Genomic DNA, 25,598 nt, shown 5'->3' with positions numbered 1-25,598 from the left:
AGGCGCCGATCTGTCCGTCTGATACCCGGTAACGGCGGGTCCAGCCGGACTTCGGATCCGGGCCCGCGCCCGGCAGGCCTCGAACTTGGTGCGGTTGAAGTGCAAAAGGCGGGCAAGACGCAGGGTTGACCGAACAGTTGTTGCCATTTCATCGACCTCCCGACGCGTTCGGGGGGCTCGAAAAAGCTTGGGAAGGAAGTCCGGATGCTCGCCATCGCCGCGGCTGTCGTTTTTGCGATCGCCTTCATCATCAACGCGACCGAAACCTCGACCGACATCGTATTCGCACCCGGCAGCCTGCAGCTCGTGGGGCTGGTGCTGGTCGCCCTGCACCTGGCGGGACTGGGCTCCGGCTGGTCCGTCCCCGCCCGTCGCCGGGGCCGCCGCTGACCGCGAGGGCGCGTTCCACGAACCGCTGAGGCGGTCCCGGCGAGTGGCGCGACCGCAATGGGTACACCCTTGTGGACCGCGCACCCGCCGGGACGGCGCGCCGACTGGAGGACCGGATGAGCAATACCACCCTGCTGTGGATCCTGGCGGCACTCGCCGTCGTGATCATGCTCGTCATCGCCGTACGGCTGGCCGTGCGCCTGGTCCGGGTGCGCCGGCTGCTGGTTGCCGCCCACGTGCCGCTCACCGGCAAGGCGATGTTCTGGGGAGCCATCGCCTACCTCGTCTGCCCGGTGGACCTGCTGCCCGACCCGATCCTGATCGACGACATCGGGGTGCTGTGGCTGGCCGTACGGGCCCTGGAGAGCGCGGCCCGCAGGGCGGGCCTGGGCATCGGCGGCCCGGACGGCGACGGCCCGGCGGCATCCGCCCCGCGGGAAACCACGCATGGATCAGCGCCGGTGGGGCAGAGGGCGAAGAGAACAAGCACGTGACCGCCGAGGCAGAAGGGGAATACCCGACATGCTGGACGTCCTCACCACAGTGATGGAGCCTCTGCGGCGATCGGTCAGATACTCGGGCGAAGGCGGTTCCATCGCCGCCGCGCGGGACTCTGCCGCCCTGTTCCTCGACCAGCTCACCGCGGACCGTGCCGCCCCCGTACCGCGGGAGCGCGTGCAGGAGGTCCTGCTGGTGGTGAGTGAACTGGTGACCAACGCGGGACGCTACGCGCCGGGCCCCTACGAGCTGGAGCTGAGCTACAGCGGCGGCGCCGTCGAGGTGACCGTCCGGGACTCCAGCCCCGAGCTGCCCCGCCGGTTCGAGCCCGACCCGGCGCGGATCGGCGGCCACGGCATGGAGATCGTCGACCGGCTCTGCCGGGAGGTCACCGCCGAGCGCGTCGAGGGCGGCAAGCGCGTCACCGCCCGCCTGGACGTGGATGTGGACGGAGCACGGGACACGAAGTGACAACGACACGACGCGAGGGGGCCCGGTCGGCGTGATGCCGGCCGGGCCCCCTCGCGTGCGGTGGATCGGAACGCGGTCAGGCGGCGGTCAGGAGGCGTACACCTCGAACTCGGAGAGCTGGCCCGCGGGCCACCCCGTGTTCGCGGTGAACGTCAGCCGCAGGTAGCGGGTGGTGGTCCCGGCGGGCAGCGTGATGCTCGCGCTGTTGCCGCTCGCCGGGTTGAAGGTGTACCCCGCGGAACCCTTCAGGGTGCTCCACGAGGAGTTGTCCGCGCTGCCCAGCACGCTCAGGGTCTGCGTGCGGGTCGCCCAGGCCGCCGCCGGCGGCAGCTTGAGGACGATCCGGCCGGTCGTGGTCGAAGCGCCCAGGTCGACGGTGAGCGACTGCGGGAAGGCGTTGCCCGCGCTCTCCCAGTAGCTGCCGGCGTTGCCGTCGTTGGCGTTGCGGGCCGCGTAGACGTCACTGGTGCTGGTCGCGCTGATGTTCTTGCCCGCGGCCAGGTTGGTGGTGGCCGGCGGGGTGGTCGGGGGAGTGGTGGGCGGGGTCGTCGGAGGCGTCGTCCCGGTGCTGCGGACCTCCAGCTCGGAGAGCTGGGCGGCCGGCCAGCCGGTGTTGGCCGAGACGGTCACCCGGACGTAGCGCACGTTCGCGGCGGTGAAGCCGGCCGTGACGGTGTTCGCCGCGCCGGGGTCGAAGGCGTACGCCTTCGGCGCGGCCAGCTGGCTGAAGTCCGTGCCGTTGGCGGAGCCGAGGACCGTGATGCTCTGCGAGCGCGACTCCCAGCCCGGCGGCAGCTTGAACGTCACGCTGTCGACGCTCGTGGCCGCGCAGAGGTCCACGGTCAGCGACTGCGGGAAGGCGCTGTTGTTGCTCTCCCAGTAGCTGCCCGCGTTGCCGTCGACGGCGTTGGCCGCGCTGTAGCCGGCGTTGGCGCTGGTGGCGGTGACCGGCTTGCCCTGGGCGAGGTTGCCGGTGCCCGGGACACAGGTCGGCGGAGTGGTCGGGGGAGTGGTGGGCGGCGTTGTGGGCGGAGTGGTCGGCGGGGTGGTCGGCGGGTTCGAGGGGTCCGACGGGATGCCGCCGTTGGTCCAGATCGGGGCGGGCCAGTTGCCGGTGCAGGTGGAGCCGGTGTTCCAGCCGGAGTTCCCGCCGCCGTCGACGATCACGAAGCTCGCGCCGACGCAGTTGTGGATCGGGGTGGCGGACTGGGCGATGTGCTTGGCCGTGACGTTGGTGAACTTCATGTTGGCCTGCACCTGGGCCTGGATGGCGTAGGTGCCGGCGCCGTCGATGTTGACGTTGGTGAAGTTGACCCCGGTGACGCCGCCCTCGATCGTCTGGATGGCCTCGTAGGAGCTGTCCAGGATGTCGGTGTCGGTGATGTTGATGACCGCGCCGGTGATGGCCTCGTTCAGACCGTCGAACCAGATCGCGCCGACCCCGAAGTTCCAGTTGAAGTCGCTGTTGCCCGTTCTGATCAGCGTGTTGCGGGCCGCGGTGATGGTGCCCGCGACGGCGGTGCCGTTCCCCGAGGTCACCCCGGGGTAGCGGTTGGCGATGTGCAGGCCGCCGCCGTTGGAGATGGTGTCCGCCATGACGTTGTCGGAGATCGTGAAGTTCTTGCCGCCGTAGGTGACGATGTTGTTCGCCAGGATCGGCAGGATCACCGTGTTGTGGGTGAAGGAGTCGCCGACGTTCGCGACCCGCTCCGGCCAGGACGCCAGCCCGTCGTCACCGAGGTTGCGCAGGAAGGTGTTGGTGACGGTGGAGTTGGTGACCCCGGTGTGGAAGTTCACGCCGTCCGCGGTCTGGTCCAGGATGCGGCTGTTCTTGATGGTGAAGTTGTCCATCGGGCCGTCCATCCAGGCACCGACCTTGGTGTGCTGGATCCACAGGTTGTCGACCACGGAGTTGGACATCGCGCCGCCGAGCGCGTTGACCTGGTCGTCGTCCGAGCGTTCGCGGATGTCGCCGATGATGGCGAAGTCCTTGAGGGTGACGTTCCTGCTCGGCCCGTTGGCCTCGTGCGGCCGCACCCCGCCGGTGTAGCCGCCGCCGGGCACGTACTTGCCGTAGATGCCGGCGGCACGGTTGCGGTTCACCGGGTCACGCCCGCCGAGCACGCTGTACCACGGTCCCGCGCCCGCCAGGGTGACCCCGTCGACCACGACATGGTCGTAGAGGGTGAAGTTGCCCTGCGGGATGTATACGGTCTTGCCCTGCGCCTGGCCGGCGTTGACCGCGGCCTGGAACTTGGCCGTCGAGTCGACCGCGCCGGTCGGGTCCGCGCCGAAGTCGGCGACCACGTCGAGCGCGCCGGCCGGCTTGGCCGTCGGGGCCGCGACCTGCTCGAAGTCGGCCAGGTCGATGGTGAACGTGGGGGAGGCGGCGGTCGACGCGACCTGCAGCCGGATCTTCGTCCCGGCCGGCAGCGTCGAGCCCAGCATGGTCCGGGTCTCGTCGTAGAAGTGGTGCGGGTTGGTGTCACCCGGGTTGTTGTTGAACGGGTAGCCGCCGTAGTACCAGCTGTACTTGGACGTCACCGGCACGCTCTTCAGCGTGGAGCCGTTGACCTGCAGGTCGATGGCCGCGTCGCGGCCGGTGCCGTTCGACGTGTCCGGCAGGCTGTAGCGGAACGACATGGCGTTCGCCGGCGCCGTCAGCGTGAACTCGACGTACTGCCCGACCGCGTTCAGCGTGACGGCCTGCCGGCCCTGCGCCTCGGACGGCAGCTTGCCGTAGAGCCGGTCCGGCCCGATCACCGTGCCGTTGGTGGCGGCGTACTCCGCCTCCTGCTCCTTGAACGGCACCACGGCGCCGCGGTTCGGAACGTTCAGGGGGGACAGCGCGGGGACGCCGGCCGCGTGGGCGGCGGGCGCGGTGGCGAGGCCCACCCCGGTCAGCGCGGCGGCCGCGCTGACGACGAGGGAGACGATCGCGGTGGTACTGCGCCGGAGGCGGGGGCTGGGGGGTGCATGCATCACAGAGGCACGTCCTTGCAGGTCGAAGGTGGGGGGCGAACGGCGCACATTGCGGTCGCGCTGCGGGCGTGTGTCGCGGGGGTTTCGGCCGGGCGTGGGAGAGACTACGAGCCCTCCTGCAGCAAGTCCATAAGTCTGCGCAATATTGCGACGATCAAATGCAAGGAAGAGCTTGAGCGGTGGCACAAAGGGGTGTTGAGGGGTGTCACCGGGGAGACGGGGTGGTGATCGGCGCCATGGCGCGGCCGCCGGCGAGGGCGGCGGGCGAGGGTCGCGGCGGCGGGTGGGGAGCGGCGGTGGGTCGGCGCGCTACCGGGAGACGAAGACCTCGATGCCGTCGAGCAGGCGGCCCAGCCCGAACTCGAAGATCGTGTCGAGGTCGATCTCCAGGTCGTGCCGTCCGGCGACGGTGGAGTACATCGGGAACCGGCCCGACGACACGATGGCCTGCATCGCCGTCTCGTTGGCGTTCAGGTACTGCGCGCTGGTGATCCCGGTGGAGTGCTCGGCCTCCGCCTCGGCCTCCAGGTTCACCGCGGTGCCCCGGGCGTAGTTCACCATCGTGACCGCCACGTGGAGCATGTCGGCGGGATCGAGGTGGTCGAGGGCGCGCACGGACCACTCGACGATCGCCATCGCGTTGGGCACCAGCGGCGGCCTGGTCATCGACATCACCGGCGCCAGCCACGGGTGGCGGCGGTACATCCGCCACTGCAGGCGGGTGCCCTGCTCCAGCCGCTCCCGCCAGTCCGACGGCCCCGGCTCGGGCAACTCGCCCCGGCCGGCCGCCTCGTCGGCCATCAGCACGACGAGTTCGTCCTTGCCCGGCACATGGCGGTAGAGCGCCATCGCCGCCACGCCGAGTTCGGCGGCGATCCGGCGCATGGACACCGCCGCCAGCCCCTCGCGGTCGGCGATCCCGATCGCCGTGAGGACGATCCGCTCGCGCGTCAGCTCGCGGGCCGGCTCACGGGTCTGTTCGCCGGTCTGTGCGCGAGTCCGTACGCGGATCTGTTCGCGCGCCGGCTCACGGGTCCGTGCCGGGCGGGGGCCGGGCTCCGCGACCACCGTGCCGATGCCGGGCAGGACCTGGACCAGGCCCTCCTGGCGCAGGGCCGTCAGGACCTTGGTGGCGGTCGCCATCGCGACGCCGAACTCCCGGGTGATCCCCCGGGTCGAGGGCACCCGCTCGCCCGCGGCCAGTTCGCCCGCCGCGATCCGGCGCCGGATCTCGTCGACGATCCGGACGTAGGGCGGTCCCGCGGCGGCGGACGGGGTCACGGGCGTCTCCCTCGTCGTCGTGTACTAGTGCACCGGCGGAACCGAGGCTAGCAGGGCGGTTGGCCGGGAGGTCCCGCCGATCGACCGCACTAGGCATGTGAACTAGTGCGCATAGCCGCCGTTTCCCTTCTTTACAAGGGTTGTTGCGCTGCCATGATGGGCGTGTACGGTGTTTTCAATACAGCGTACGCAACATGACGGGGAGGCACAGCCGATGACAGCATCACCACCGGGGACGACCGCTCCCGAGCCCGGCGGACCCCGGGCCGGACGCCGCGAATGGGTCGGCTTCGGCGTTCTGATCCTGCCCCTTCTCCTGGTCTCGATGGACGTCTCGGTGCTGTACTTCGCCGTCCCGTTCATCAGCCGCGAGCTGGAGCCGTCCGGCACCCAACAGCTGTGGATCTTCGACATCTACGGCTTCGTGCTGGCCGGGCTGCTCATCACGATGGGCTCGCTCGGCGACCGGATCGGCCGCCGCAAACTGCTGCTGATGGGCGCCACCGCGTTCGGTGCGGCGTCCCTGCTCGCCGCGTACTCGCCCAGCGCGGAGGCGCTCATCGCGGCCCGCGCGCTGCTCGGCATCGGCGGCGCGACCCTGATGCCCTCGACCCTCGCGCTCATCCGCAACCTGTTCCAGGACGCGCGGCAGCGCGCGACGGCCGTCGGCATCTGGTCGGGGGCCATGGCGGGCGGCATCGCCGTCGGGCCGGTGCTCAGCGGCCTGCTGCTGGAGCACTTCTGGTGGGGCTCGGTCTTCCTGATCAACATCCCGGCGATGGTCCTGCTGCTGGTCCTGGCGCCGCTGCTGCTGCCGGAGTTCAAGCACCCGCGCCCCGGCCGCTTCGACCTGCCGAGCGCGGTGCTGTCGATGGGCACCCTGCTGCCGGTCATCTACGGCATCAAGGAACTGGCCCGGGACGGCTACGCGCTCGTGCCGGTGCTGGCCGTCGTCGCGGGCCTGCTGCTCGGCTGGGTCTTCGTCCGCAGGCAGCGCCGCCGGCCCGATCCGCTGATCGACCTCACGCTGTTCCGCAGCCGCGCCTTCAGCGGCTCCCTCGCGGTGAACGTCCTGGCCATGTTCGCCACCGTGGGCTTCGCCATCTTCCTCACCAGCCACCTGCAGTCGGTGCTCGGCATGAGCCCGCTGCGGGCCGCCCTGTGGGCACTGGTGCCGTCCTTCGTGGTCGGCGCGACCGCCCCGCTGGCGCCGGGGCTCGCCGGGCGCGGCGTCAACCGGGCCTCCATCATGTGCGGCGGGTTCCTGCTGGCCGCCGCCGGGTTCTGCGCCCTGACCCTGGTGGGGACGGACTCGCCGCTGTGGTGGGTGCTGGTCGCGTCGAGCGGCTACGCCTGCGGGCTGGTCCTGGTGATGGCGCTGGTCACCGAGATGGTGATCGGGGTGGCGCCGCCCGAGCGGGCGGGCGCCGCCTCGGCGCTGCTGGAGTCGGCCACCGAACTCGGCGGCGCGCTCGGCATGGCCGTGCTGGGCAGCATCGGCAACGCCGTCTACCGCCGGGACGTCACGGACACCCTGCCGCCGGGGCTGTCGCCCGACGACCTGCACGCCGTGCGCGAGACGCTGGGCAGCGCCCAGGCGGTGGCCGCGCGGCTGCCCGGCCGGACCGGCGACGCGGTACTCCACGCGGCGCGCGAGGCGTTCGTTGACGGGTTGCACGCCGCCGCCGTCGGCGCCGCGGTGGTGTGCGCGGCGGCGGCCGCCCTCGCGCTGTACGCGCTGCGGGACGTGCCGGCGGCGGCGCCCACCGGCGCGACGGATCCGGCGGACCCGGCGGCGCCGGTGGGCGGGCTGCGTCAGCCGCGCGGGTACACCGAGGAGAGCACGGACGGCAGCGCGTACCAGTCGGCGGTCACCAGACTGCCGTGACGCGCCGCCACCTGCGCGGCCTTGGCCGACGCCTCGGCCGCGGTCGGGTGCGTGCCGTCGATGGCGGGCGCCACCTTGTTCACGTCGGTCATCACCACGATGTAGTGCCGGGTGTCGTACCAGGCGGTGTCGATGCCGCCGTCGACGTAGGCCGCGGCGTCACCGTCGAAGAACACGAACCAGGGCCGGAGCGTGGCGTCCGGGTACCGCGAGGTGCGGGGGTCGGGCGCCGCCGCGCCGTGCACGGCGGGGAAGGCGGTGGCCTGGGGCAGCGTTCCGGCGGCGGCGAGGTTCCGCAGCCGGGTCGCGTACTCCTTGTCGGTCCACAGGCTGTCGAAGGGGTTGCTCTCCTCGACGGTGCCGGGGATCAGCTCGACGAGGAACTTGCCCGCCAGCGCCGCCCGCGTCGGCCAGGCGTTGGCGAGCGCCGCCGCGTCGAGGGTGCCGCGTCCGCCCACCAGGTCCGCCGGGCGGTACAGGGCGCTGCCGAGCTTGTTGCCCACCAGGGTGTCGAACTCGTCGGGGCCCAGGCCGCCCTTGTCGTTGAAGCCGTCCTTCATCTCCACCTTGAGCAGCACCGGGGCGTGCCCGGGGTGCGCGTCGCTCCAGGCCCTGATGTCGGCCAGGCACCCCTCGAAGCTCTGGTTGACGGGCTTGACGCGCAACTGGGAGGCGTCGGCGGCGTTCTCGCAGTTGTTGTTGTTGCCGAAGGGGTTGTCGTGCGCGACGCGGAACTTCGAGCCGCCCAGCCCGTTGGTCCAGACGTCCAGTTCCAGCAGCGCCGCGCCGGAGTCCAGCGCGTCGGCGAAGTAGGGGTACTTGGCCTTGTCGTACGCGTTGTGCACCCCCACGCCCGTGCTGCCGGAGTAGGGGAGGGCGTCGGTGCCCGCCGCCTGCGATCCGGTCGGGACGAGAAGGGTCAGTGCCGCCGCCGCGGCGAGTGCCGCCGCTGCCGAGGTGCGTCCGAACATGCGCATGAGCCGGCCTCCCGTTGAGAGCAAGTGGGAAGCAGGTTAAGGCGGCTGCACCACCACGGGGTGATCGCGGGACGACGGTGGGTGAACTGTTCGGTGCCGTTGGACAACGCGGGCGTCGCTAACCCGTGATGTCCACGATGAAGTTGTCAAAGATGTGCGCACCCGGGCGCCCGCCGGTCTCCGTGAGCGCCTTGCGCAGCGCCGCCAGCCGGTCGACGCCCAACTGCAGCGGCGGCTCGTCCGGCTGGTAGGTCGTGCCGCGCGGATACGCCTCGCCGGGCGTGGTGGTCATCTCGATGTGGCACCCGAGGATGTGGGTCACCGGGCGGCCGGCGCAGAAGTCGAGCAGCCGGTCGACGGTCGCGGTGAACGCGGCGGTGTCCTGGACGTAGAGCATGCCCGGGTAGAAGGTGTCGCCGGTCAGCAGCAGACCGGTGGCCCGGTCGTACAGGACGACGGCCGCCGCGTGGTGGCCGGGGCCCGGGATCACGTCCAGGATCCGGCCGCCGCCCAGATCCAGCTCCGCGGTGCCCTCCGGCCACCGCTCCAGGCCGAAGAACGCGGTGACCTCCGCCAGCCCCGGACCCACCACGGTGGTGTCCGGGCGGCCGGCGAACTGGCCGTCGGCCGCGATGTGGTCGCTGTGCCCGTGGGTGTGGGCGACCAGCAGCTCGTAGCCGGGGCGGGGACGGCGGGCGAGCCGCTCCTCGATCGCCGCGTCGACCGTCGCGCGCAGCGGGAAGTGCCGCTCGTCCGCGGTGGCCCCGGTGTCCAGCAGCAGGGCGCGGTCCGCGCCGAGGAACAGGAACACGAACGGCGCCTCGAAGTGCACCGACATGTTCTGCCGCAGGATCAGCGTGTCCGCGTCGTACGCGTGCACCTGGATCTCCGGCGCGGGGTCGTGCTTCGCCGACGGCCAGCCGGCGTGCCACCGCACGTCGAGGTCTCCCGGCCCGGCCGGCCCGTTGAACTCCGTCATGGGGGCGACGCTACAGGGCGTCCGCCGGAGCGCCGATACCCGCCGCCGCGGCCAGCCGGCTGAAGGAGCCGAGGAGTTCGGCCCGGTCGAAGGTGCTCGTGGTCAGCATGACCTCGTCGGCGCCGGTCCGGCCCACGAGGGCGCCGAGCTCCGCCGCGACCTCGTCCCCCGTGCCGTGGATCTGGCCCTCCAGCGCCGCGTCGAAGTAGCCGCGCTCCCGCTCGGTCATCTCCAGGGCCTCCACCTCCGCCGTCGGCAGGAGCGGCGGGAAGGCACCGTGGGTGCGGGAGTACGCGCTCGACCAGGCCTCGGACAGCAGCAGCCGGCGGGCGTCCCGCGGCGTCGCGGCGGCCGCGGCGCCGGCGGAGACCACGATGTAGGGCTCCGTCGACCAGGCGGAGGCGCGGAAGCCCGCCCGGTACCGCTCGACGGCCCGCAGCATCGGGTCCTCGCCGCGGACGGCCCCGATCACCAGCGGCAGCCCCAGCGCCGCCGCGTGCTCGGCCCCGGAACCCGTGGCCAGCACGAACGCGGGCGGCCGCAGGCCCTCGGCGGGCCAGGCGTGCACCTCGGGGTGCACCCGCTGGTCGCCGGTGAACCAGCCCAGCAGCTCCGCCAGCTGCGCCCCGAAGTCCTCGGCCGCCTCCTTGTCCCGCCCGAGCGCCCGCCGGATGCCGTCGGTGAACCCGACCGACCGGCCCAGGCCCATGTCGATCCGGCCGGGGAAGAGCGCCTCCAGGACCCCGAACTGCTCCGCCACCACCAGTGGCCGGTGGTTGGGCAGCATCACCCCGCCGGTGCCGACCCGGATCCGGGAGGTGGCGGCCGCGACGGCGGCCGCCAGCACCGTGGGCGCGGAACCGGCCACCCCGGGCACGCTGTGGTGCTCCGAGACCCAGAAGCGGCGGTAGCCGAGCGCCTCGGCCTGCCGGGCGAAGCGGACGGTCTCCCGCAGCGCCTGGGCATGGCTCTGGCCCTGGCGGGTGCGCGACCGGTCCAGGACGGACAGCGGGATCCCTCGCAGTGCTGGTGTCACCTTCGGTTCAACGCTGTGGATCACGGGTGATTCCCGGCGGGATTGCGCCGTCCGGCCCCGGATGGCGTGCTATCGGTGTCCGAATGCGGGTTCCGCCGCGAGAATTACGGGTTCCTGCGCGAAAATAGGGCAAACGATCAGGACAGCCGAGCCCCCAGGAGGCATTGCCGTGCCGATCGCGACCGTGAACCCGGCGACGGGCGAGACGCTCAGGACGTTCGAGGCGCTCGACGCCGCCGGGATCGAGGAGAAGCTCGCCCGCGCCCACGCGACCTTCCGCGAGTACCGCACCACCCCCTTCAGCGAGCGCGCGGAGCTGATGCGCCGGGCGGCCGCGCTGCTGGAGGAGGAGGGCGAGGACATCGCCCGCACCATGACCACCGAGATGGGCAAGACGCTCGCCGCCGCCCGCGCCGAGGCCGCCAAGTGCGCCAAGGCCATGCGCTGGTACGCGGACCGCGCCGAGGGCCTGCTCGCCGACGAGCACCCGCAGCAGGCCGACGTCGAGGACTCGGGCGGCGCCCGCGCCTTCGTGCGCTTCCGGCCGCTGGGCGTGGTGCTGGCCGTCATGCCGTGGAACTTCCCGCTCTGGCAGGTGGTCCGGTTCGCCGCACCCGCCCTGATGGCGGGCAACACCGGGCTCCTCAAGCACGCCTCGAACGTCCCGCAGACCGCCCTGTACCTGGGCGACCTGTTCCGCCGGGCGGGGTTCCCCGAGGGGTGCTTCCAGACGCTGCTGGTCGGCTCCGGCGCCATCGAGGAGATCCTGCGCGACGACCGGGTGGTCGCGGCGACGCTGACCGGCAGCGAGCCGGCCGGCCGCTCGGTGGCCGCGATCGCGGGCGACGTCGTCAAGCACACCGTCCTGGAGCTCGGCGGCAGCGACCCGTACGTGGTCATGCCGTCCGCCGACATCGCGCGGGCCGCGAAGACCGCCGTCACCGCCCGGGTGCAGAACAACGGGCAGTCCTGCATCGCGGCCAAGCGCTTCATCGTGCACGCGGACGTGTACGACGAGTTCGCCGCGCTCTTCACCGAGGCGATGGCGGCGCTGCGGGTCGGCGATCCGCTGGAGGAGTCCACCGACGTCGGGCCGCTCGCCACCGAGCAGGGCCGGGCCGACCTGGAGGAACTCGTCACCGACGCCGAGAAGCTCGGCGCCACGGCGCTCTGCGGCGGGCAGCGGCCCTCCGCGCAGCGGGCGGGCTGGTTCTACGAGCCGACGGTGCTGGCGGGTGTCACCGAGCGGATGCGGATCCACCACGAGGAGGCGTTCGGGCCGGTGGCCACCCTCTACAAGGTGGCGGACCTCGACGAGGCCGTGCGGCTGGCCAACGACACGCCCTTCGGCCTCAGCTCCAACGTCTGGACCCGCGACGAGGCCGAGCAGGAGCGCTTCGTGCGGGACATGGAGGCGGGCGGCGTCTTCTTCAACGGCATGACCGCCTCCCATCCGGCGATGCCCTTCGGCGGGGTGAAGCGCTCCGGCTACGGGCGCGAGTTGTCCGGGCACGGCATCCGCGAGTTCTGCAACACCACCACGGTCTGGCACAGCGCCGCTTCCTGACGATTCGCCGGTCCCGTCCGTGACCCCCGGTGCCCCTGAGGCGCCGGGGGTCACTGCTGAGCGGGTGCGGCCGGGACGCCAGGGGCGGTGTAGGGGCACGGGAGGGGCGGGTGTAGGGTCCGCGTCTCGTACATGCGCGGCTGAACGGGGCTGCCGCACAGCGTTGTTCATGGAGGATTCATGCAGATGAAGCACCGCGGCCGGGTTCGTACCGGTGCGATAGCCGTTGCCGCTTTCGCGGCAGTCGCCGGCACGGGCGTTCTCGCCACTCCGGCATCGGCGCACACGCCGGTCTGGTCGGTCACCTGCGACAAGGTCACCGTCGACCTGACGCAGTACAACAGCCGGGTCGAGAACACCGTCACCATCACCGTGGACGGCAAGGACCTGCTGGCCACCACGACCTTCAAGGCCAAGTACCACACGGTGCTGGACCTGCCGAAGCACGGCAAGGACGTCGCCGTGCACCTCGTCGTCAAGGCGGGCGACACCAGCGCCAAGCACAACTTCGACAAGGACGAGACCAAGACGGTCGCGCCCTGCAAGGGCGACGAGGAGAAGCCGCCCGTCACCACCAAGCCCACCACCCCGGCGCCCTCGAAGTCGACCACGCCGGCCACCACGCCGACCACCCCGGCCACCACGGTGACGCCCAGCGCCCCCGTCGTCGCGCCGAGCCAGTCGACCCCGCCGGCCAACCTGGCCGAGACCGGTGGCTCCAGCTCCACGCCGATCATCGGCGGCATCGCCGCGGCCGTCGTGGCCGCCGGTGCGGGTCTGCTCTTCATGAACCGCAAGCGCCGCTCGTCGCACAGCTGATCCACCGGATCCCCTCGCGGACGGTATCCCCGTAGCGCGTCGAAGGGCCCGTACTCCTGGCTGGGCCAGGGGTGCGGGCCCTTCCCGTTGCCCCGGGTCCAGGGTTCAGCCCTTCGGCCGGCCGCCGGCGCCCGGTGTGCGGGAAGCGCCCGGTGCGCTCGGTGCGCTCGGGGCACTCGGGGCGAAGTGCATGTACGACTTCTCCTGCAGCCGCTCGGCGATCCGCCAGATCCCGGCGACCCGGACGAACGTGTCGATGTACCACATGCCGCAGTGCAGCACCCCGCCGTCCGCCGCGCCCTCCCCGCCGGGCAGGACCAGCGGGTTCTGGCACATCGTGCGGCCGGTCGCGGTGTCGCCGTCGAGACGGATCGAGGCGTTGCCCAGGAGGTGCTGGTAGGCGGGGAACCGCCCCATCACGGAGCCGAGGAACTCCTTGATCTCCGGGAGGGTGCCGCGCGGCCCGCCGGTCGCGGCGTAGTCGATGACGGCGCCCGCGGCGAACACCTCGTCGAGCAGGTCCCATTGCCGGGTGTCGACGGCGTGGCAGTAGTCGACCATCAGGTCCTGTATCTCCAGCCGGTCGGAGATTTCGGTGAGCGTCAGCATGCGGCTCCCGGTACTTCGCGGCCCCCGCGGGGCCGTTGGGCGGTCGGAACCGCCATGGATCGCACGGGCCGTGAGAGAAGTCAAGGGCGGTGGCCGGCAGGTGCCGGTGTCTGTGAATACGCGGGGAATCGCTCGGTCCGTTCGAGGTCGGCCACCGGGGCGACCGTAGGATCGGACCATGGATCTTCGACTGCCGCGGCGCAAGCGGTTGCTCACCGGCGCGGTGGTGCTCGCCCTGCTCGCAGGCGGCGGAACGTGGGCGGTGGCGTCGTCGGGCGCTTCGTCCGGCAGTGTCGTGCACCAGGACGACGCGATGCTCCCCGGCCAGGGGGAGCGGCTCGACACCTCGTTCTTCACCGCCGGCGGGACGCAGCGCCGGCCCGCCGTGCTGCTCGGACACGGCTTCGGCGGCAGCAAGGACGACGTGCGCGCCCAGGCGCAGGACCTGGCGCGGCAGGGCTACGCCGTGCTCACCTGGTCGGCCCGCGGCTTCGGGAAGTCGACCGGCACCATCGGCCTGAACGCGCCGGACGGCGAGGTCGCCGACGTCAGCCGGCTCGTCGACTGGCTCGCCGAGCGGCCCGAGGTGCGGCTCGACGCGGCGGGCGACCCGCGCGTCGGCGTCACCGGGGCGTCGTACGGGGGCGCGGTCTCGCTGCTCGCCGCCGGGTACGACCGGCGCATCGACGCCATCGCCCCGCAGATCACGTACTGGAACCTCGCCGACTCGCTCTTCCCCGGCGGCGTCTACAAGAAGCTGTGGGCCGGGATCTTCTTCTCCAGCGGCGCGCGGACCGGCGACCCGTCCTGCGGCCGCTTCGCCCCCGACGTGTGCGCGATGTACCAGCGGGTCGCCGTCGCCGGGAAGCCCGACGCTGCGGCCCGCGCCCAGTTGGACAAGCTCAGCCCGTCCGCCGTCGCCCGCCGCATCAAGGTACCGACCCTGATCGTGCAGGGGCAGAGCGACTCGCTCTTCCCGCTCGGCCAGGCCGACGCCATGGCGAAGGCGATCACCGGGAACGGCGCGCCCGTCGCCGTCGACTGGATCGCCGGCGGCCACGACGGCGGCGACCTGGAGACCGGCAGGGTCCAGGGCCGCGTCACCGCCTGGTTCGACCACTACCTCAAGGGCGACACCTCGGCCGGCACCGGACCGGCCTTCCGGGTGACCCGCACCGGCGGGGTGAACTCCACCGACGGCCGCGCCGTGTTGCGCGGCGCGAGCACGGACCGCTACCCGGGCCTGGACGGCACCTCGTCCCGCCGGGTCACGCTCGCCGGCGGCGAGCAGAGCATCAGCAACCCCGCGGGCGGCAGCCCGCCGGCCATCTCCTCGCTCCCGGGCATCGGCGGCCTCTCCCAGCTGTCCAGCCTCGGCGCCGGCATCTCGCTGGACTTCCCCGGCCAGTCCGCGCGCTTCGACTCGGGTCCGCTCCCCGCCGGGATCCGCGTCACCGGCTCGCCGACCGTCACCGTGCGCGTGAAGGCCTCCACCGACGACGCGGTGCTCTTCGCCAAGCTCTACGACGTCTCCGCGGACGGCCGCCAGTCGCTGCCCGCGCAACTCGTCACCCCGGTACGCGTCGAGGGCGCGGCCGGCGGGAAGAGCGTGGAGCTGCGGCTGCCCGCCGTCGACCACCAGTTCGCGGCCGGCCACCGGCTGCGGCTGGTGCTGGCCACCACCGATCTCGCCTACGCCTCACCGGCCCCGGCGGCGACGTACACCGTCTCGCTCGGCGCTCCGGTGCTGCGGCTGCCCTCCGACCCCGGGGTGGCCACCGCGGGCACCGGGCTGCCGTGGTGGACCTGGGGCATGCCGCTCGGCGCGGCCGTCGTCGCCGCGCTGCTGCTGCTCGTCGGCCGCCGCCGGGTGCGGACGCCGGCCCCCGACCCGGCGCTGTCCGGGGTGCCGCTGCAGATCACGGACCTGAGCAAGAAGTACGCCAAGTCCGCCGACCGCTACGCCGTCCGCGACCTGACGTTCCGGGTCGAACGCGGCCAGGTGCTCGGCCTGCTCGGCCCCAACGGCGCCGGCAAGACCACCACCCTGCGGATGCTGATGGGGCTGATCCGGCCCGACGGCGGCGAGGTCCGGGTCTTCGGCGAGGCCATCAGGCCCGGCGCGCCCGTGCTGTCGCGCGTCGGCTCGTTCGTCGAGGGCGCGGGCTTCCTGCCGCACCTGTCGGGCCGCGCCAACCTCGACCTGTACTGGCAGGCGACCGGACGGCCCGCCGAGGACGCGCACTTCGACGAGGCGCTGGAGATCGCCGGCCTCGGCGACGCGCTGCGCCGGGCGGTCCGCACCTACTCGCAGGGCATGCGCCAGCGGCTCGCCATCGCGCAGGCGATGCTCGGCATGCCGGACCTGCTGATCCTGGACGAACCGACCAACGGCCTGGACCCGCCGCAGATCCGCGAGATGCGCGAGGTCCTCATCCGGTACGCGGCCGAGGGCCGGACCGTGATCGTCTCCAGCCACCTGCTCGCCGAGGTCGAGCAGAGCTGCACCCACCTCGTCGTGATGGACCGCGGACGGCTGATCACCGCGGGCCCGGTCGGCGAGATCACCGGCTCGGCCGACACCCTGCTCGTCGGGGTGGACGGCGAACTGCCGGAAGGGGTGCTGGAGAAGATCGCCGACCTGCCGGGCCTGTCGGGCGCGGTCCGCGGCGACGACGGCCTGCTCATCGCGCTGGACGGCATGACCGTGCCGCAGCTCCTCGTCGAACTCGTCCGGCTGGACGTCCCGGTCACGCGGGTCGGACCGCAGCGCCGCCTGGAGGACGCCTTCCTCACCCTCATCGGAGGCAACGCATGAGCGCCACCGCCCCGGCACCTTCCCCGGCCCCCGCCCCCACCACCTCCACGGCCCCCGGCTACCGTCCGCGCCGCACGCTGCCGCTGCGGGTGGAGGCCATGCGGCAGTTGCGGCGCCGCCGCACCCTCGTGGTGGGCGCCGTGCTCGCCGCCCTGCCCTTCATCCTCATCGCGGCCTTCGCCATCGGCGGCCAGCCCGACGGCAGCGACAACCGCAACGGGCCCTCGCTCATCGACACCGCGACCGCCTCCGGCGCCAACTTCGCCGCCACCTGCCTGTTCGTCTCGGCGGGCTTCCTGCTGGTGGTGCCGGTGGCGCTGTTCTGCGGCGACACCATCGCCTCGGAGGCCAGCTGGTCCTCACTGCGCTACCTGCTGGCGGCGCCGGTTCCCCGCACGCGGCTGCTCACCAGCAAGTTCCTGGTGGCGCTCGGCTTCAGCGCCGCGGCGATGCTGCTGCTGCCCGTCGTCGCCCTCGCGGCCGGCTCCGTCGCCTACGGCTGGGGCGACCTGCAGATCCCCACCGGCGGGTCGCTGCCCTCCGCCACCGCGCTGCCGCGGCTGGGCATCGTCGTGGCGTTCATCTTCGTCAGCCAGCTGGTCACCGCGGCGCTCGCCTTCTGGCTCTCGACGATCACCGACGCGCCGCTGGGAGCGGTCGGCGGAGCCGTCGGGCTGACCATCGTCGGCAACGTCCTGGACGCCGTCACCGCCCTCGGCTCCTGGCGCGACCTGCTCCCCGCGCACTGGCAGTACGCCTGGGCCGACGCCCTACAGCCGCACCTGGAGTGGTCCGGCATGATCCAGGGCGCGGCCGTCTCCGTCTCCTACGCGGTGGTGCTGACCGCCCTCGCCTTCCGCGGGTTCCGCACGAAGGACATCGTGTCCTGAGCCGGGGCGGCCAGTGCGGCGGGGGCGGGCGTTCGCCCAACGCTGGGTCGGAGTTCACCGGGACGTGGCACGTCGTTGGGCCGGACCGCAGAGCCTTGGGGCGCTCGCAGTACCAGTGTTCCGGGAGGGTCCGACCATGCAGCGTTTCCAGGGTGTCCGGCGTGTGGCGCGTCGTCCGATCGCGGTGGTGGTCCCGCTGGCCGCGCTCGCCGCGCTGGGCCTGCCCGGCCAGGCCGAGGGCGCGCCCGCCGCGCACCGGCCGGCCGGCGCGCGGGTCATCGGCACCGCCACCCTGCCGGCCGTCCCGCTGGGCACGTTCAGCAACGGGCTGCTGCCCGGCACGGTCGGCGACGACCGCGGGGTGAACCTCGGCGGCATCGGCAGCGACATCTTCCCGGCCGGGCGCCCCGGCGAGTACTGGACCGTCACCGACCGGGGCCCCAACGGCCAGATCCAGGTCGGCAAGGACAAGCGGCGCACCTTCCCGGTGCCCGGGTTCGACCCGGCGATCGTCAAGGTGAAGGCCGTCGGCGGCACCCTGCGGGTGCTCACGGCGATCCCGATCACCACCGCGCACGGCGCGCCCGTCACCGGGCTGTCCAACCAGGCGTCGCGGGACGAGGCGCCGTTCACCTATGACGCGTCGACACCCCTGGCGTTCAACCCGAACGGCCTGGACACCGAGGGCCTCGTCCGCGCGGCCGACGGCACCTTCTGGCTCGTGGACGAGTACGGCCCCTCGCTGGTCCACGTCTCGGCCACGGGCCGGGTGCTGGCCCGCCACGTGCCCAAGGGGCTCGGCCTGACCGGTGCCGACTACCCGGTCGTGGAGTCGCTGCCGGCGATCCTGCTCCAGCGCAAGGCCAACCGCGGCTTCGAGGGGCTCGCCCTGCTGCCCGGCGGGGACCTGGCCATGGCGATGCAGAGCCCGCTGTCCAACCCGGACAAGGCCGCCGGCGAGTCCTCGCTCACCACCCGCCTGCTGCGCTTCTCGCCCCGCCACCGCGCGGTGACGGCCGAGTACGTCTACCGCTTCGACCCGGTGAACGTCGTCGACCCGAGCCAGACCGACAACTCCGAGCTCAAGATCTCCTCGATCGTCGCCGTCGGCCGCGACCGGCTGCTCGTGGAGGAGCGCACCGACAAGGCCGCCCGGCTGCAGCTGGTCACCCTGCGCGGCCGGGACAACGTGCTCGGCCGGTCCTGGGACGACCCCGCGACCGCGCCCTCGCTGGAGCAGCTCGCCGACCCGGCCGCGGCCGGGGTGCCGGTGCTGGCCAAGAGGCTGGCGCTGGACCTGAACACGGTCCCGGGCGTGCCGCTGAAGATCGAGGGCGTCGCCGTGGCCGACCGCTCCACGCTCGTTCTGATCAACGACAACGACTTCGGCATGACGGACGGCCCGGGGGCGTTCGACGCCGCCGGGCGGCTGGTCGACAGCGGTGTGCACACCACCCTGGTCCGGGTGCGACTGGACCGGCCGCTGCCCCGGTGAGCCGGGACCGGGAACCGGAACGGGCCGCAGGGCGTTCTTCCTGACAAGCGCGGCAGGCGCCGCGGACGGAGGCCGGAAGATGTCCAATCGTGCGAAGCTCGCCCTCGGCGGCGTGGGCATAGGGATCGTCCTGATGGTTCTGGGCGTCCCCTGGTGGCTGGCGCTGCTCATCATCGTCGGTGTCCCGGCGGCCGCGTACCTGACCCTCGACCCGTCCCAGCGGCGTCGGCTCAAGCGGATCTCCCGCCGGGAAATAGGCCGCTGACCTGCCCCTCGCCGAGAGTAGGGTGATCGTGGAATCATCCACCGGCCGAGGGGGCAACAGGACATGGGCGGGACGGTCACGGCGGTCAGCCGCAGCTCGGAGCACCACTTCACCAAGTCGACCGAGGACAGCGTCCGGCTGCTCGCCGGTCTGGGGGTCGAGGGCGACGCCCACCTGGGCGTGACGGTCCAGCACCGTTCCCGCGTCGCCCAGGACCCGACGCAGCCCAACCTGCGCCAGGTCCACCTCATCCACGCCGAACTCTTCGACGAGCTGCGGGCGGCCGGCTACGACATCGCCCCCGGCGACCTGGGCGAGAACGTCACCACCCGCCAGGTGGACCTGCTCGGGCTGCCGGTCGGCGCGCGGCTGCGGCTCGGTGCGGAGGCGGTCGTCGAGATCACCGGCCTGCGCAACCCCTGCCTGCAGATCGACCGCTTCCGTTCCGGCCTGCTCAAGGAGGTCGTCTTCCGCGACCCGGCGGGCGAACTGGTCCGCAAGGCCGGGATCATGGGCATCGTGCTCGCCGAGGGCGAGGTGCGCCCCGGCGACCCGATCGAGGTCGAGCTGCCCGAGGGCCCGCACCGGCCACTGGAGCGTGTGTGACATGGCGGACGCGGAGAAGGCCCTGACGGCCGCGGACGCCCGGTCCGTCGAGGAGCTGGTCGAGCACGTCGTGCGCGGCGGGCGGGTGAAGTACCTGCCCTTCTGGGGCCACCGGCCGCAGCGCGACGGCAGCCCCGGCGCCGGCTGCCTCAGCCAGTGGTGGCCCGCGCCCTTCACCGTGGGCGGCGTCGAGTACGCCACCGCGGAGCACTGGATGATGGCCGGCAAGGCCCGCGTCTTCGGCGACGCGGAGGCGGAGCGCGCCGCCGTGGCGGCGGTCCACCCCAAGGCCGCGAAGTCGGTGGGGCGGACGGTGCGCGGCTTCGACGAGGAGACGTGGCGGCGCGAGCGCTTCGCGCTCGTCGTCGAGGGCAGCGTGGCCAAGTTCGGGCAGCACCCGGAGCTGTGCGGCTACCTGCTCGGCACGAACGGGCGCGTGCTCGTCGAGGCGAGCCCGCTCGACCGCGTCTGGGGCATCGGCCTGGCCGCGGACGACGAGCGGGCCGGGGACCCGGCCCGCTGGCGCGGGCTCAACCTGCTCGGCTTCGCCCTGATGGAGGCCCGCGCCCGGCTCCTGGCGGGAGCGGCGGGCGCGGGCGACGACGCGGGCGCGGGCGCCTGACGGTCAGGGGCCGGTGAGGGCGCCGCTGTCGGCCGCGGGGGCCGGGCCGTCGGCGCCGGGAGCAGGGTCGGTGCCCGGGGCGGGATCGGCGCCGGAATCCGCCGCCGACCGTTCGGCCGCGGCGCGCACGTAGTCCTCGATGGCGGCGTCCAGGCCCACGTCGTGCTGCGCCCGCTCGGACAGGAACCAGCGGTGCTCCAGCAGCTCGTGGAAGACCTGGGCGGTGTCCAGGGAGGCCCGCAGCTCCTGCGGGACGGCCCGGACCGTCGGCCGGAACACGTCGCGCACCCAGCGGTGCGCGAGCACCTCGGGACGGGCGCCGAGCGGGTCGCCCGGCGCGTAGTCGTCCTGCGAGGCCATCCACGTCTCCAGGTCGTTCAGGAGACTGCGCGCCTGGTTCTCCTCGGCGTCCATGCCCGTCAGCCGCAGCAGCTGCCGCTGGTGGTGGCCCGCGTCGACGACCTTGGGGAGGAACGTGACCGCGTCGCCGTCGGGCGACTTCTGGATCTGCATCTCCGCCACGTCGAAGCCGAGGTCGTTCAGCCGCCGGATCCGCCGGTCGATGTAGTGCCGCTTGCCGACCGGGTAGACCGACTCCCGGGTCAGCTCGTGCCACAGCTCCTCGTACCGGTCCGCGATCGCCTGTCCGAACAGGACCGGGTCGACCGAGGGGTGCAGCGAGCCGCCCGCCTCCAGGTCCATCAGCTCGCCCGAGATGTTCACGCGCGCGACCTCGATGTCGTACTCGCGCTGCCCGCGCGTCAGCTTCGGCTGGATCTGCCCGGTCTCGGCGTCCACCAGGTAGGCGGCGTACGCTCCCGCGTCCCGCCGGAAGAGCGTGTTGGACAGGCTGCAGTCGCCCCAGGCGAACCCGGTCAGATGCAGCCGGACCAGCAGCACGGCGAGGGCGTCGAGGAGCCGGCTGACGGTGCCGGGCCGCATCGTCGTCTCGAACATCGACCGGTAGGGGAGCGAACCGTTGAGGTGCCGGGTGATCAGCACCGGCTCCAGCGGCTCACCGTCCGCCCCGGTGCGGCCGGTCACCACCGCGACCGGGTCGACGGCGGGTATCGCCATCCGGTCGAGATCGCGCAGCAGCCCGTACTCGCGCACGGCGGCCCACTCGCCGACCTCCTTCACCGCGACGACCTCGTCCCCGGCCCGCGCGAACCGCACCACATGGCGCGAGATGCCGCGCGGCAGGGCCACCAGGAACTCGTCCGGCCACTCCTCCAGCGGTACGCCCCAGGGCAGGTCGAGCAGGGCCGCCGGGTGTTCGGGCGCGGTCGCGGTGATCTGGAGCTCCATGACGGACAAGTGTGCGGCAGCCACGGCGCGCCGCGACAGGCGGGTCGGGAAACTCTCAAGGGCTGGACGCCGTTGAGTGATCATGCAGGGTGCGGGCCGTGGTGGTCGCGGCGGCGGAGAAGGAGCGTGAAGGACATGGCGGAACGGCTCGTCGTCATCGGCGGGGACGCGACGGGGATGTCGGCCGCCTCCCAGGCACGCCGGCGCCGGGGCCCCGACGACCTGGAGATCATCGCCTTCGAGCGCGGCCGGCACACGTCCTACTCGGCCTGCGGCATCCCGTACTGGGTCGGCGGCGAGGTCGACGGCGCGGACGCGCTGGTCGCGCGGACCGCGGCCGAGCACCGCGAGCGCGGGATCGACCTGCGGCTCGGCACCGAGGCCGTCGCGATCGACCTCGACCGGCGGCGGGTGCGCACCCGGGAGGCGGCGGGCGGCGCCGAGTCCTGGACGGGTTTCGACCAGCTCGTGATCGCCACCGGCGCCGTCCCCACCCGGCCGAAGATCCCCGGCATCGACGCGGACGGGGTGCACGGCGTGCAGACCCTGGACGACGGGGAGACGCTGCTGGGCACCCTGGAACGCGGGGGCGCGCGGCGGGCGGTGGTCGTCGGCGGCGGCTACATCGGCGTCGAGATGGCCGAGGCCATGATCCGCAGGGGCCTGGAGGTCACCCTCCTCGACCGCGGCGAGCAGCCGATGTCCACCCTCGACCCCGACATGGGCCGGCTGGTCCGTGACGCGATGGTGGGCATGGGCATCGTGGTGGTGACCGGCGCGGAGGTGCGCGAGGTGCTCACCGGCGACGACGGACGGGTGCGGGCCGTCGCGACCGCGGACGAGGAGTACCCGGCCGACGTGGTCGTGCTCGGGCTGGGCGTCCAGCCCAACACCGCGCTGGCGCGGGAGGCCGGACTGCCCCTCGGCGAGCACGGCGGGCTGCTCACCGACCTGGCGATGCGGGTGCGCGGAGCGGAGGGCGTCTGGGCCGGCGGCGACTGCGTCGAGGTGCTCAACCTCGTCTCGGGCACCCACCAGCACATCGCGCTGGGCACGCACGCCAACAAGCACGGACGGGTCATCGGCATCAACATCGGCGGCGGCTACGCCACCTTCCCCGGCGTCGTCGGCACCGCCGTCAGCAAGGTCTGCGACGTCGAGATCGCCCGGACGGGCCTGAAGGAGTCGCAGGCGCGGGCCGTGGGGCTGCGGTACGTCACCGCCGTCATCGAGTCCAGCAGCCGGGCCGGCTACTACCCGGGGGCCGCGACCATGACGGTCAAGATGCTCGCCGAACTCCGGACCGGACGCCTGCTCGGCCTGCAGATCGTCGGGCGCGAAGGCGCGGCCAAGCGCGTGGACATCGGCGCCGTCGCCCTGACGGCGGGCATGACCGTCGACGCGATGACGGCGCTCGACCTCGGCTACGCGCCGCCGTTCTCCCCGGTGTGGGACCCGGTGCTGGTCGCCGCGCGCAAGGCCGCCGACAAGGTGGAGGCCGAGCTGCGGGGCCGCTGAGGCCCTGGCGCGCCGGCGGGGCCGGGCCGCTCAGCCGGTCCGGGCGGCCAGCTCGCCGAGCGCCTCCAGCAGGGCCGGCAGCGCCGGGCCGCGCCGGACCGGGTGGACCTCGCCCGGCTCGTCGTCGAGCAGCACGAACGCCATGTCGTCGGTCCGCGCCACCAGGCTCCAGCCGGGCCCGTCCGCGCGCACCGCGCCATGGGCGGAGCGCACACGTCCGGGCGGCGGCGGGGAGCTGAGGTACGCCTCCGCGCCTTCCAGCGCCCGGCGCACTCCCGCGTGCCCCACGGGGACGGGGGAGGGGGCCGCGGGTGCCTCGTTCGTCTCAGCCGTCTCGCCGCCTGCTTCGTCCGCTTCGTCCGAGGCGGTCTCGACGGCGGCCGGGCCGGTCGTAGAGGTCGTAGCGGCCGGGTCGGTCGTGTCGGTCGGGTCGGGTGCTTCGCCGTCGGGCGCCGCGTCGTCATCCGGAGCCGGGGTGTCGGCAGGGTCGCCGGTTCCGCCGGTTCCGTCGGCCCCATCGGTACCGTCGGTGAGCTGTTCACGCCAGGCCCACCACCGCAGGGCGATCTCGTCCGCGCCCAGCCGTCGCTGCGCCCCGCCCCACGTCTCCAGGTCCGGCGGCGCCAACGGCGGCCGGCCGGCCTCCTCCTCCGACGGATCGTGCGGCTCCGGCACGCCCGGCGCGGCGACCGCCACCGGCAGCGGCCAGCCCGGCAGGGCCGCGGCCACATAGCGCTCGTCCGGCGAGAGGTCGTACTCCAGCCCGCAGTCCCAGGCCGCCAGCGCGCACGCGACCAGGGCCGTGTCGGTGATCGCGACGGTCCACCGGGCGCCGCCGCCGTCCTGTCCGAAGAGCAGGCCGTAACCGTCCCTGGCCGGCTCCAGGCCGAGCACCTCGCAGGCCTGCGGGTAGTCGTCGGCGAGCACGCTCGGGAACTGCGCCGGCGTCAGCATCGCCGCCGTGAGCACGAACAACGCGTCGTCGTCAGCCTGCGTGTAGTCGTCCGTCCCGGTCACGGGGGCACCTCCCTCTCTTCGGTCCGCGCACCTTAACCAGCGGGTAACCTCCGCGTCGATAGCGGGGCCCGCCCCGAGGAAAAACCGCTCGGAACGGGGGCAGTCCGGCCCGTACGCTGCGGGCATGGGTGTCCACCGCACGCACTACGTCTGCCTCCCGTGCCGCGCCTCCTACAAGCAGGAGTACGGGCCGCGGCGCGCCCGGCGCTGCCCGCGCTGCGCGGCGGAGCTGATCCACGCGGGCTCCGCCCTCGCGGCGCCCCGCCGGAGCGACCTCCCGGCATGGCGGGCGCTCGGCGTGCTGCTCACGGCCGGCGTCGGTTTCCACAAGTCCTGCTGCGGCGGTCCCGGCTTCCGTCCGCGCACTCCCCGCGAGGTGCGCGAGCGACTGGCCCACGCCGCCGCCACGGGCGAGCCCGTTGTGCGCGCCCTGACCCGTTATGACCTCTCTTTCACCGACCGCCGTCCCGGCAAGCCGGGTTCCCGTCCGCCGGAGCGGCAATAACCCAGGGGAGAGCGTGAACCCGGCGACGCTGAGAGGTGATCGACATGCCCGGCCTGCTGCACAGGATCGGGAACGTGTTCCGACTGCCGGTGCGGACACCCGACCCGGCGGGACCCGGGGACCGGGCCTCGCGGGAGCACAACCTGTTCGACGCGGCCGCGACCTACGTGGTGGCGTGCATAGCCGACGACCAGGACCGGATCGACGACGCGGTGGGCCGGGTGGCCCCCGACGCCCTGATGTTCGGCGTCAACGAACTCGCGCAGCGCGCGGTCCTGACGCTGGCCCGTGAACACGGGACCGAACCGGAGGCGATGGCCCGCACGTTGCTGGGTCTGCCGGCGGCGTAGCGCCGTTCCGGCACCGGGCCGCGGCCGGCCCCCCCGCCGAGGTCCCGCAACGTGGAGCGCAGCCGGTCGAGTTCGGCCGGGGTCAGCCCACCCGGGTGGCGACGGCGAGGTACCGGTGCTCGGCGTCGTCGTACAGCGTCAGCTCCCAGCCCGCAGCGGTGAGCAGCCGGGGGAGGTTGGGCTTGGCGCGGACGTCGTCCTCGCGCAGCGTGTGCCCGCGCCGGGCGGCGAGCGCGGCGCGGCCGATCGGGTGGAAGAGGGCGAGCCGGCCGCCGGGCCGGGTGACGCGGGCGAACTCGCGCAGTCCGGCCGCCGCGTCCGACAGGTGGTGCAGGAGCCCGGCGGCGAAGACCGCGTCCAGGCAGCCGTCGCGCAGCGGCAGGCGGGCGCTGTCCGCCTCGATGAGCGCGCCCGCGCGGTGGCGGCCGAGCACCGTCGCCTCGTCGAGCATCTCCGGCGTCAGATCGGCGCCGATGACGACGCCCGCCGGGCCGACGGCGGCGCGCAGCTGGGGCAGCGCCCTGCCCGTTCCGCACCCCGCGTCCAGTGCCGACTGGCCGGGGCGCAGGGCCAGTTCCGCGACGGCGGCCGCGTAGGCGGGCTCGTCGTCGGGGAAGCGCTTCTCCCAGCCCACGGCCTTGGCGGCGAAGAACTCGCGGACCCGCTCACGTTCGGTCTCCATGCGTCATGTTCGCATGATCGCGCCA

The 25,598-nt window shown here is 73.2% G+C and carries 24 protein-coding genes; 15 read left to right on the top strand and 9 right to left on the bottom strand.

Annotated features, from left to right (window positions below; genetic code table 11):
- Positions 1-204 precede the first annotated feature (204 nt).
- From ABZ721_RS03450 to ABZ721_RS03440, 3 genes are all read left to right on the top strand, one after another.
- Positions 205-390, top strand: a complete 186-nt coding sequence (locus ABZ721_RS03450) for a hypothetical protein (protein WP_277437228.1) — start codon at positions 205-207, stop codon at positions 388-390.
- 116 nt (positions 391-506) lie between these two features.
- Positions 507-884, top strand: coding sequence for a YkvA family protein (locus ABZ721_RS03445; RefSeq protein WP_358786869.1), 378 nt, complete (start codon positions 507-509; stop codon positions 882-884).
- Between the two features lie 28 nt (positions 885-912).
- Positions 913-1,359, top strand: coding sequence for an ATP-binding protein (locus tag ABZ721_RS03440; RefSeq protein WP_358786868.1), 447 nt, complete (start codon positions 913-915; stop codon positions 1,357-1,359).
- 87 nt (positions 1,360-1,446) lie between these two features.
- On the opposite strand, the gene ABZ721_RS03435 is transcribed toward ABZ721_RS03440, so the two are convergent.
- Both ABZ721_RS03435 and ABZ721_RS03430 read right to left on the bottom strand, forming a co-directional pair.
- Positions 1,447-4,341, bottom strand: a complete 2,895-nt coding sequence (locus ABZ721_RS03435; RefSeq protein WP_358786867.1) for a discoidin domain-containing protein — start codon at positions 4,339-4,341, stop codon at positions 1,447-1,449.
- A 309-nt stretch (positions 4,342-4,650) separates the two neighbouring features.
- Positions 4,651-5,622, bottom strand: coding sequence for a TetR/AcrR family transcriptional regulator C-terminal domain-containing protein (locus ABZ721_RS03430; protein ID WP_358786866.1), 972 nt, complete (start codon positions 5,620-5,622; stop codon positions 4,651-4,653).
- Between the two features lie 214 nt (positions 5,623-5,836).
- On the opposite strand from ABZ721_RS03430, the gene ABZ721_RS03425 reads away from it, so the two are divergent.
- Positions 5,837-7,510 carry an MFS transporter gene (locus tag ABZ721_RS03425; RefSeq protein WP_358786865.1) on the top strand — a complete coding sequence of 558 codons (1,674 nt, stop codon included), beginning with the start codon at positions 5,837-5,839 and terminating at the stop codon, positions 7,508-7,510.
- Here ABZ721_RS03425 and ABZ721_RS03420 read toward each other — a convergent pair.
- The 3 genes from ABZ721_RS03420 to ABZ721_RS03410 all read right to left on the bottom strand — a co-directional run bounded on the left by ABZ721_RS03420 (position 7,438) and on the right by ABZ721_RS03410 (position 10,526).
- Positions 7,438-8,487 (bottom strand): phosphatidylinositol-specific phospholipase C domain-containing protein, encoded by a 1,050-nt coding sequence (locus ABZ721_RS03420; RefSeq protein ID WP_358786864.1) that lies wholly within the window; start codon positions 8,485-8,487, stop codon positions 7,438-7,440. The two genes, ABZ721_RS03425 and ABZ721_RS03420, sit on opposite strands and share 73 nt — an antisense overlap.
- A 118-nt stretch (positions 8,488-8,605) precedes the next feature.
- Entirely contained in the window at positions 8,606-9,466 is an 861-nt protein-coding gene (locus ABZ721_RS03415; protein ID WP_358786863.1) for an MBL fold metallo-hydrolase, read from the bottom strand.
- A gap of 10 nt (positions 9,467-9,476) precedes the next feature.
- Positions 9,477-10,526 (bottom strand): MsnO8 family LLM class oxidoreductase, encoded by a 1,050-nt coding sequence (locus tag ABZ721_RS03410; RefSeq protein WP_358786862.1) that lies wholly within the window; start codon positions 10,524-10,526, stop codon positions 9,477-9,479.
- Between the two features lie 145 nt (positions 10,527-10,671).
- On the opposite strand from ABZ721_RS03410, the gene ABZ721_RS03405 reads away from it, so the two are divergent.
- Together ABZ721_RS03405 and ABZ721_RS03400 are read left to right on the top strand one after the other, a co-directional pair.
- Positions 10,672-12,069 carry an NADP-dependent succinic semialdehyde dehydrogenase gene (locus tag ABZ721_RS03405; protein ID WP_358786861.1) on the top strand — a complete coding sequence of 466 codons (1,398 nt, stop codon included), beginning with the start codon at positions 10,672-10,674 and terminating at the stop codon, positions 12,067-12,069.
- Positions 12,070-12,255: 186 nt separating this feature from the next.
- The gene (locus ABZ721_RS03400; protein ID WP_358786989.1) at positions 12,256-12,888 is read left to right on the top strand and encodes an LAETG motif-containing sortase-dependent surface protein; all 633 of its coding nucleotides are present in this window, start codon (positions 12,256-12,258) and stop codon (positions 12,886-12,888) included.
- A gap of 105 nt (positions 12,889-12,993) precedes the next feature.
- Here the strand turns inward: ABZ721_RS03400 and ABZ721_RS03395 are convergent, their stop codons facing one another.
- Complete coding sequence (locus tag ABZ721_RS03395) at positions 12,994-13,497, bottom strand: nuclear transport factor 2 family protein (RefSeq protein ID WP_358786860.1); 504 nt, start codon at positions 13,495-13,497, stop codon at positions 12,994-12,996.
- A 178-nt stretch (positions 13,498-13,675) separates the two neighbouring features.
- Here ABZ721_RS03395 and ABZ721_RS03390 point away from each other — a divergent pair, with 178 nt between their 5' ends.
- The 6 genes from ABZ721_RS03390 (at position 13,676) to ABZ721_RS03365 (ending at position 20,193) form a co-directional block, all read left to right on the top strand.
- The gene (locus ABZ721_RS03390; RefSeq protein WP_358786859.1) at positions 13,676-16,315 is read left to right on the top strand and encodes an alpha/beta fold hydrolase; all 2,640 of its coding nucleotides are present in this window, start codon (positions 13,676-13,678) and stop codon (positions 16,313-16,315) included.
- Positions 16,312-17,205: an ABC transporter permease gene (locus ABZ721_RS03385; protein WP_358786858.1), complete on the top strand. Its 894-nt coding sequence runs from the start codon at positions 16,312-16,314 to the stop codon at positions 17,203-17,205. The genes ABZ721_RS03390 and ABZ721_RS03385 overlap by 4 nt, the downstream gene beginning before the upstream one ends.
- Positions 17,206-17,341: 136 nt before the next feature.
- Complete coding sequence (locus tag ABZ721_RS03380; RefSeq protein ID WP_358786857.1) at positions 17,342-18,700, top strand: esterase-like activity of phytase family protein; 1,359 nt, start codon at positions 17,342-17,344, stop codon at positions 18,698-18,700.
- Between the two features lie 79 nt (positions 18,701-18,779).
- The gene (locus ABZ721_RS03375; RefSeq protein WP_358786856.1) at positions 18,780-18,965 is read left to right on the top strand and encodes a hypothetical protein; all 186 of its coding nucleotides are present in this window, start codon (positions 18,780-18,782) and stop codon (positions 18,963-18,965) included.
- Positions 18,966-19,028: 63 nt separating this feature from the next.
- The gene (locus ABZ721_RS03370) at positions 19,029-19,571 is read left to right on the top strand and encodes an MOSC domain-containing protein (protein ID WP_358786855.1); all 543 of its coding nucleotides are present in this window, start codon (positions 19,029-19,031) and stop codon (positions 19,569-19,571) included.
- A 1-nt stretch (position 19,572) separates the two neighbouring features.
- Complete coding sequence (locus ABZ721_RS03365) at positions 19,573-20,193, top strand: NADAR family protein (RefSeq protein ID WP_358786854.1); 621 nt, start codon at positions 19,573-19,575, stop codon at positions 20,191-20,193.
- Positions 20,194-20,196: 3 nt separating this feature from the next.
- On the opposite strand, the gene ABZ721_RS03360 is transcribed toward ABZ721_RS03365, so the two are convergent.
- Positions 20,197-21,501 carry a DUF4032 domain-containing protein gene (locus ABZ721_RS03360; RefSeq protein ID WP_358786853.1) on the bottom strand — a complete coding sequence of 435 codons (1,305 nt, stop codon included), beginning with the start codon at positions 21,499-21,501 and terminating at the stop codon, positions 20,197-20,199.
- A 135-nt stretch (positions 21,502-21,636) separates the two neighbouring features.
- Between ABZ721_RS03360 and ABZ721_RS03355 the strand changes: the two genes are divergently transcribed.
- Complete coding sequence (locus tag ABZ721_RS03355; protein ID WP_358786852.1) at positions 21,637-23,019, top strand: FAD-dependent oxidoreductase; 1,383 nt, start codon at positions 21,637-21,639, stop codon at positions 23,017-23,019.
- Positions 23,020-23,049: 30 nt separating this feature from the next.
- Here the strand turns inward: ABZ721_RS03355 and ABZ721_RS03350 are convergent, their stop codons facing one another.
- The gene (locus ABZ721_RS03350) at positions 23,050-24,036 is read right to left on the bottom strand and encodes a hypothetical protein (protein WP_358786851.1); all 987 of its coding nucleotides are present in this window, start codon (positions 24,034-24,036) and stop codon (positions 23,050-23,052) included.
- 124 nt (positions 24,037-24,160) lie between these two features.
- On the opposite strand from ABZ721_RS03350, the gene ABZ721_RS03345 reads away from it, so the two are divergent.
- Entirely contained in the window at positions 24,161-24,541 is a 381-nt protein-coding gene (locus tag ABZ721_RS03345; protein WP_358786850.1) for a deoxyxylulose-5-phosphate synthase, read from the top strand.
- Between the two features lie 44 nt (positions 24,542-24,585).
- The gene (locus tag ABZ721_RS03340) at positions 24,586-24,891 is read left to right on the top strand and encodes a hypothetical protein (protein ID WP_358786849.1); all 306 of its coding nucleotides are present in this window, start codon (positions 24,586-24,588) and stop codon (positions 24,889-24,891) included.
- Positions 24,892-24,973: 82 nt separating this feature from the next.
- Here ABZ721_RS03340 and ABZ721_RS03335 read toward each other — a convergent pair whose 3' ends face one another.
- Entirely contained in the window at positions 24,974-25,573 is a 600-nt protein-coding gene (locus ABZ721_RS03335; RefSeq protein ID WP_358786848.1) for a class I SAM-dependent methyltransferase, read from the bottom strand.
- Positions 25,574-25,598: the final 25 nt, after the last annotated feature.

It is taken from the genome of Streptomyces sp. NPDC006733, from assembly GCF_040636125.1.
Taxonomy (GTDB): domain Bacteria; phylum Actinomycetota; class Actinomycetes; order Streptomycetales; family Streptomycetaceae; genus Actinacidiphila.
Note: the sequence above shows the minus strand (reverse complement) of the source record. Positions and strands in the feature narration are given on the sequence as shown.

What these genes read in the sequence shown, in the direction of transcription:
- ABZ721_RS03435 (WP_358786867.1), bottom strand. Translation starts at nt 4,341, where the DNA reads ATGCATGCACCCCCCAGCCCCCGCCTCCGGCGCAGTACCACCGCGATC.
- ABZ721_RS03345 (WP_358786850.1), top strand. Translation starts at nt 24,161, where the DNA reads ATGGGTGTCCACCGCACGCACTACGTCTGCCTCCCGTGCCGCGCCTCC.
- ABZ721_RS03375 (WP_358786856.1), top strand. Translation starts at nt 18,780, where the DNA reads ATGTCCAATCGTGCGAAGCTCGCCCTCGGCGGCGTGGGCATAGGGATC.
- ABZ721_RS03370 (WP_358786855.1), top strand. Translation starts at nt 19,029, where the DNA reads ATGGGCGGGACGGTCACGGCGGTCAGCCGCAGCTCGGAGCACCACTTC.
- ABZ721_RS03450 (WP_277437228.1), top strand. Translation starts at nt 205, where the DNA reads ATGCTCGCCATCGCCGCGGCTGTCGTTTTTGCGATCGCCTTCATCATC.
- ABZ721_RS03425 (WP_358786865.1), top strand. Translation starts at nt 5,837, where the DNA reads ATGACAGCATCACCACCGGGGACGACCGCTCCCGAGCCCGGCGGACCC.
- ABZ721_RS03440 (WP_358786868.1), top strand. Translation starts at nt 913, where the DNA reads ATGCTGGACGTCCTCACCACAGTGATGGAGCCTCTGCGGCGATCGGTC.
- ABZ721_RS03445 (WP_358786869.1), top strand. Translation starts at nt 507, where the DNA reads ATGAGCAATACCACCCTGCTGTGGATCCTGGCGGCACTCGCCGTCGTG.
- ABZ721_RS03340 (WP_358786849.1), top strand. Translation starts at nt 24,586, where the DNA reads ATGCCCGGCCTGCTGCACAGGATCGGGAACGTGTTCCGACTGCCGGTG.
- ABZ721_RS03400 (WP_358786989.1), top strand. Translation starts at nt 12,256, where the DNA reads ATGAAGCACCGCGGCCGGGTTCGTACCGGTGCGATAGCCGTTGCCGCT.
- ABZ721_RS03390 (WP_358786859.1), top strand. Translation starts at nt 13,676, where the DNA reads ATGGATCTTCGACTGCCGCGGCGCAAGCGGTTGCTCACCGGCGCGGTG.
- ABZ721_RS03355 (WP_358786852.1), top strand. Translation starts at nt 21,637, where the DNA reads ATGGCGGAACGGCTCGTCGTCATCGGCGGGGACGCGACGGGGATGTCG.
- ABZ721_RS03360 (WP_358786853.1), bottom strand. Translation starts at nt 21,501, where the DNA reads ATGGAGCTCCAGATCACCGCGACCGCGCCCGAACACCCGGCGGCCCTG.
- ABZ721_RS03335 (WP_358786848.1), bottom strand. Translation starts at nt 25,573, where the DNA reads ATGGAGACCGAACGTGAGCGGGTCCGCGAGTTCTTCGCCGCCAAGGCC.
- ABZ721_RS03395 (WP_358786860.1), bottom strand. Translation starts at nt 13,497, where the DNA reads ATGCTGACGCTCACCGAAATCTCCGACCGGCTGGAGATACAGGACCTG.
- ABZ721_RS03385 (WP_358786858.1), top strand. Translation starts at nt 16,312, where the DNA reads ATGAGCGCCACCGCCCCGGCACCTTCCCCGGCCCCCGCCCCCACCACC.
- ABZ721_RS03365 (WP_358786854.1), top strand. Translation starts at nt 19,573, where the DNA reads ATGGCGGACGCGGAGAAGGCCCTGACGGCCGCGGACGCCCGGTCCGTC.
- ABZ721_RS03415 (WP_358786863.1), bottom strand. Translation starts at nt 9,466, where the DNA reads ATGACGGAGTTCAACGGGCCGGCCGGGCCGGGAGACCTCGACGTGCGG.
- ABZ721_RS03420 (WP_358786864.1), bottom strand. Translation starts at nt 8,487, where the DNA reads ATGCGCATGTTCGGACGCACCTCGGCAGCGGCGGCACTCGCCGCGGCG.
- ABZ721_RS03380 (WP_358786857.1), top strand. Translation starts at nt 17,342, where the DNA reads ATGCAGCGTTTCCAGGGTGTCCGGCGTGTGGCGCGTCGTCCGATCGCG.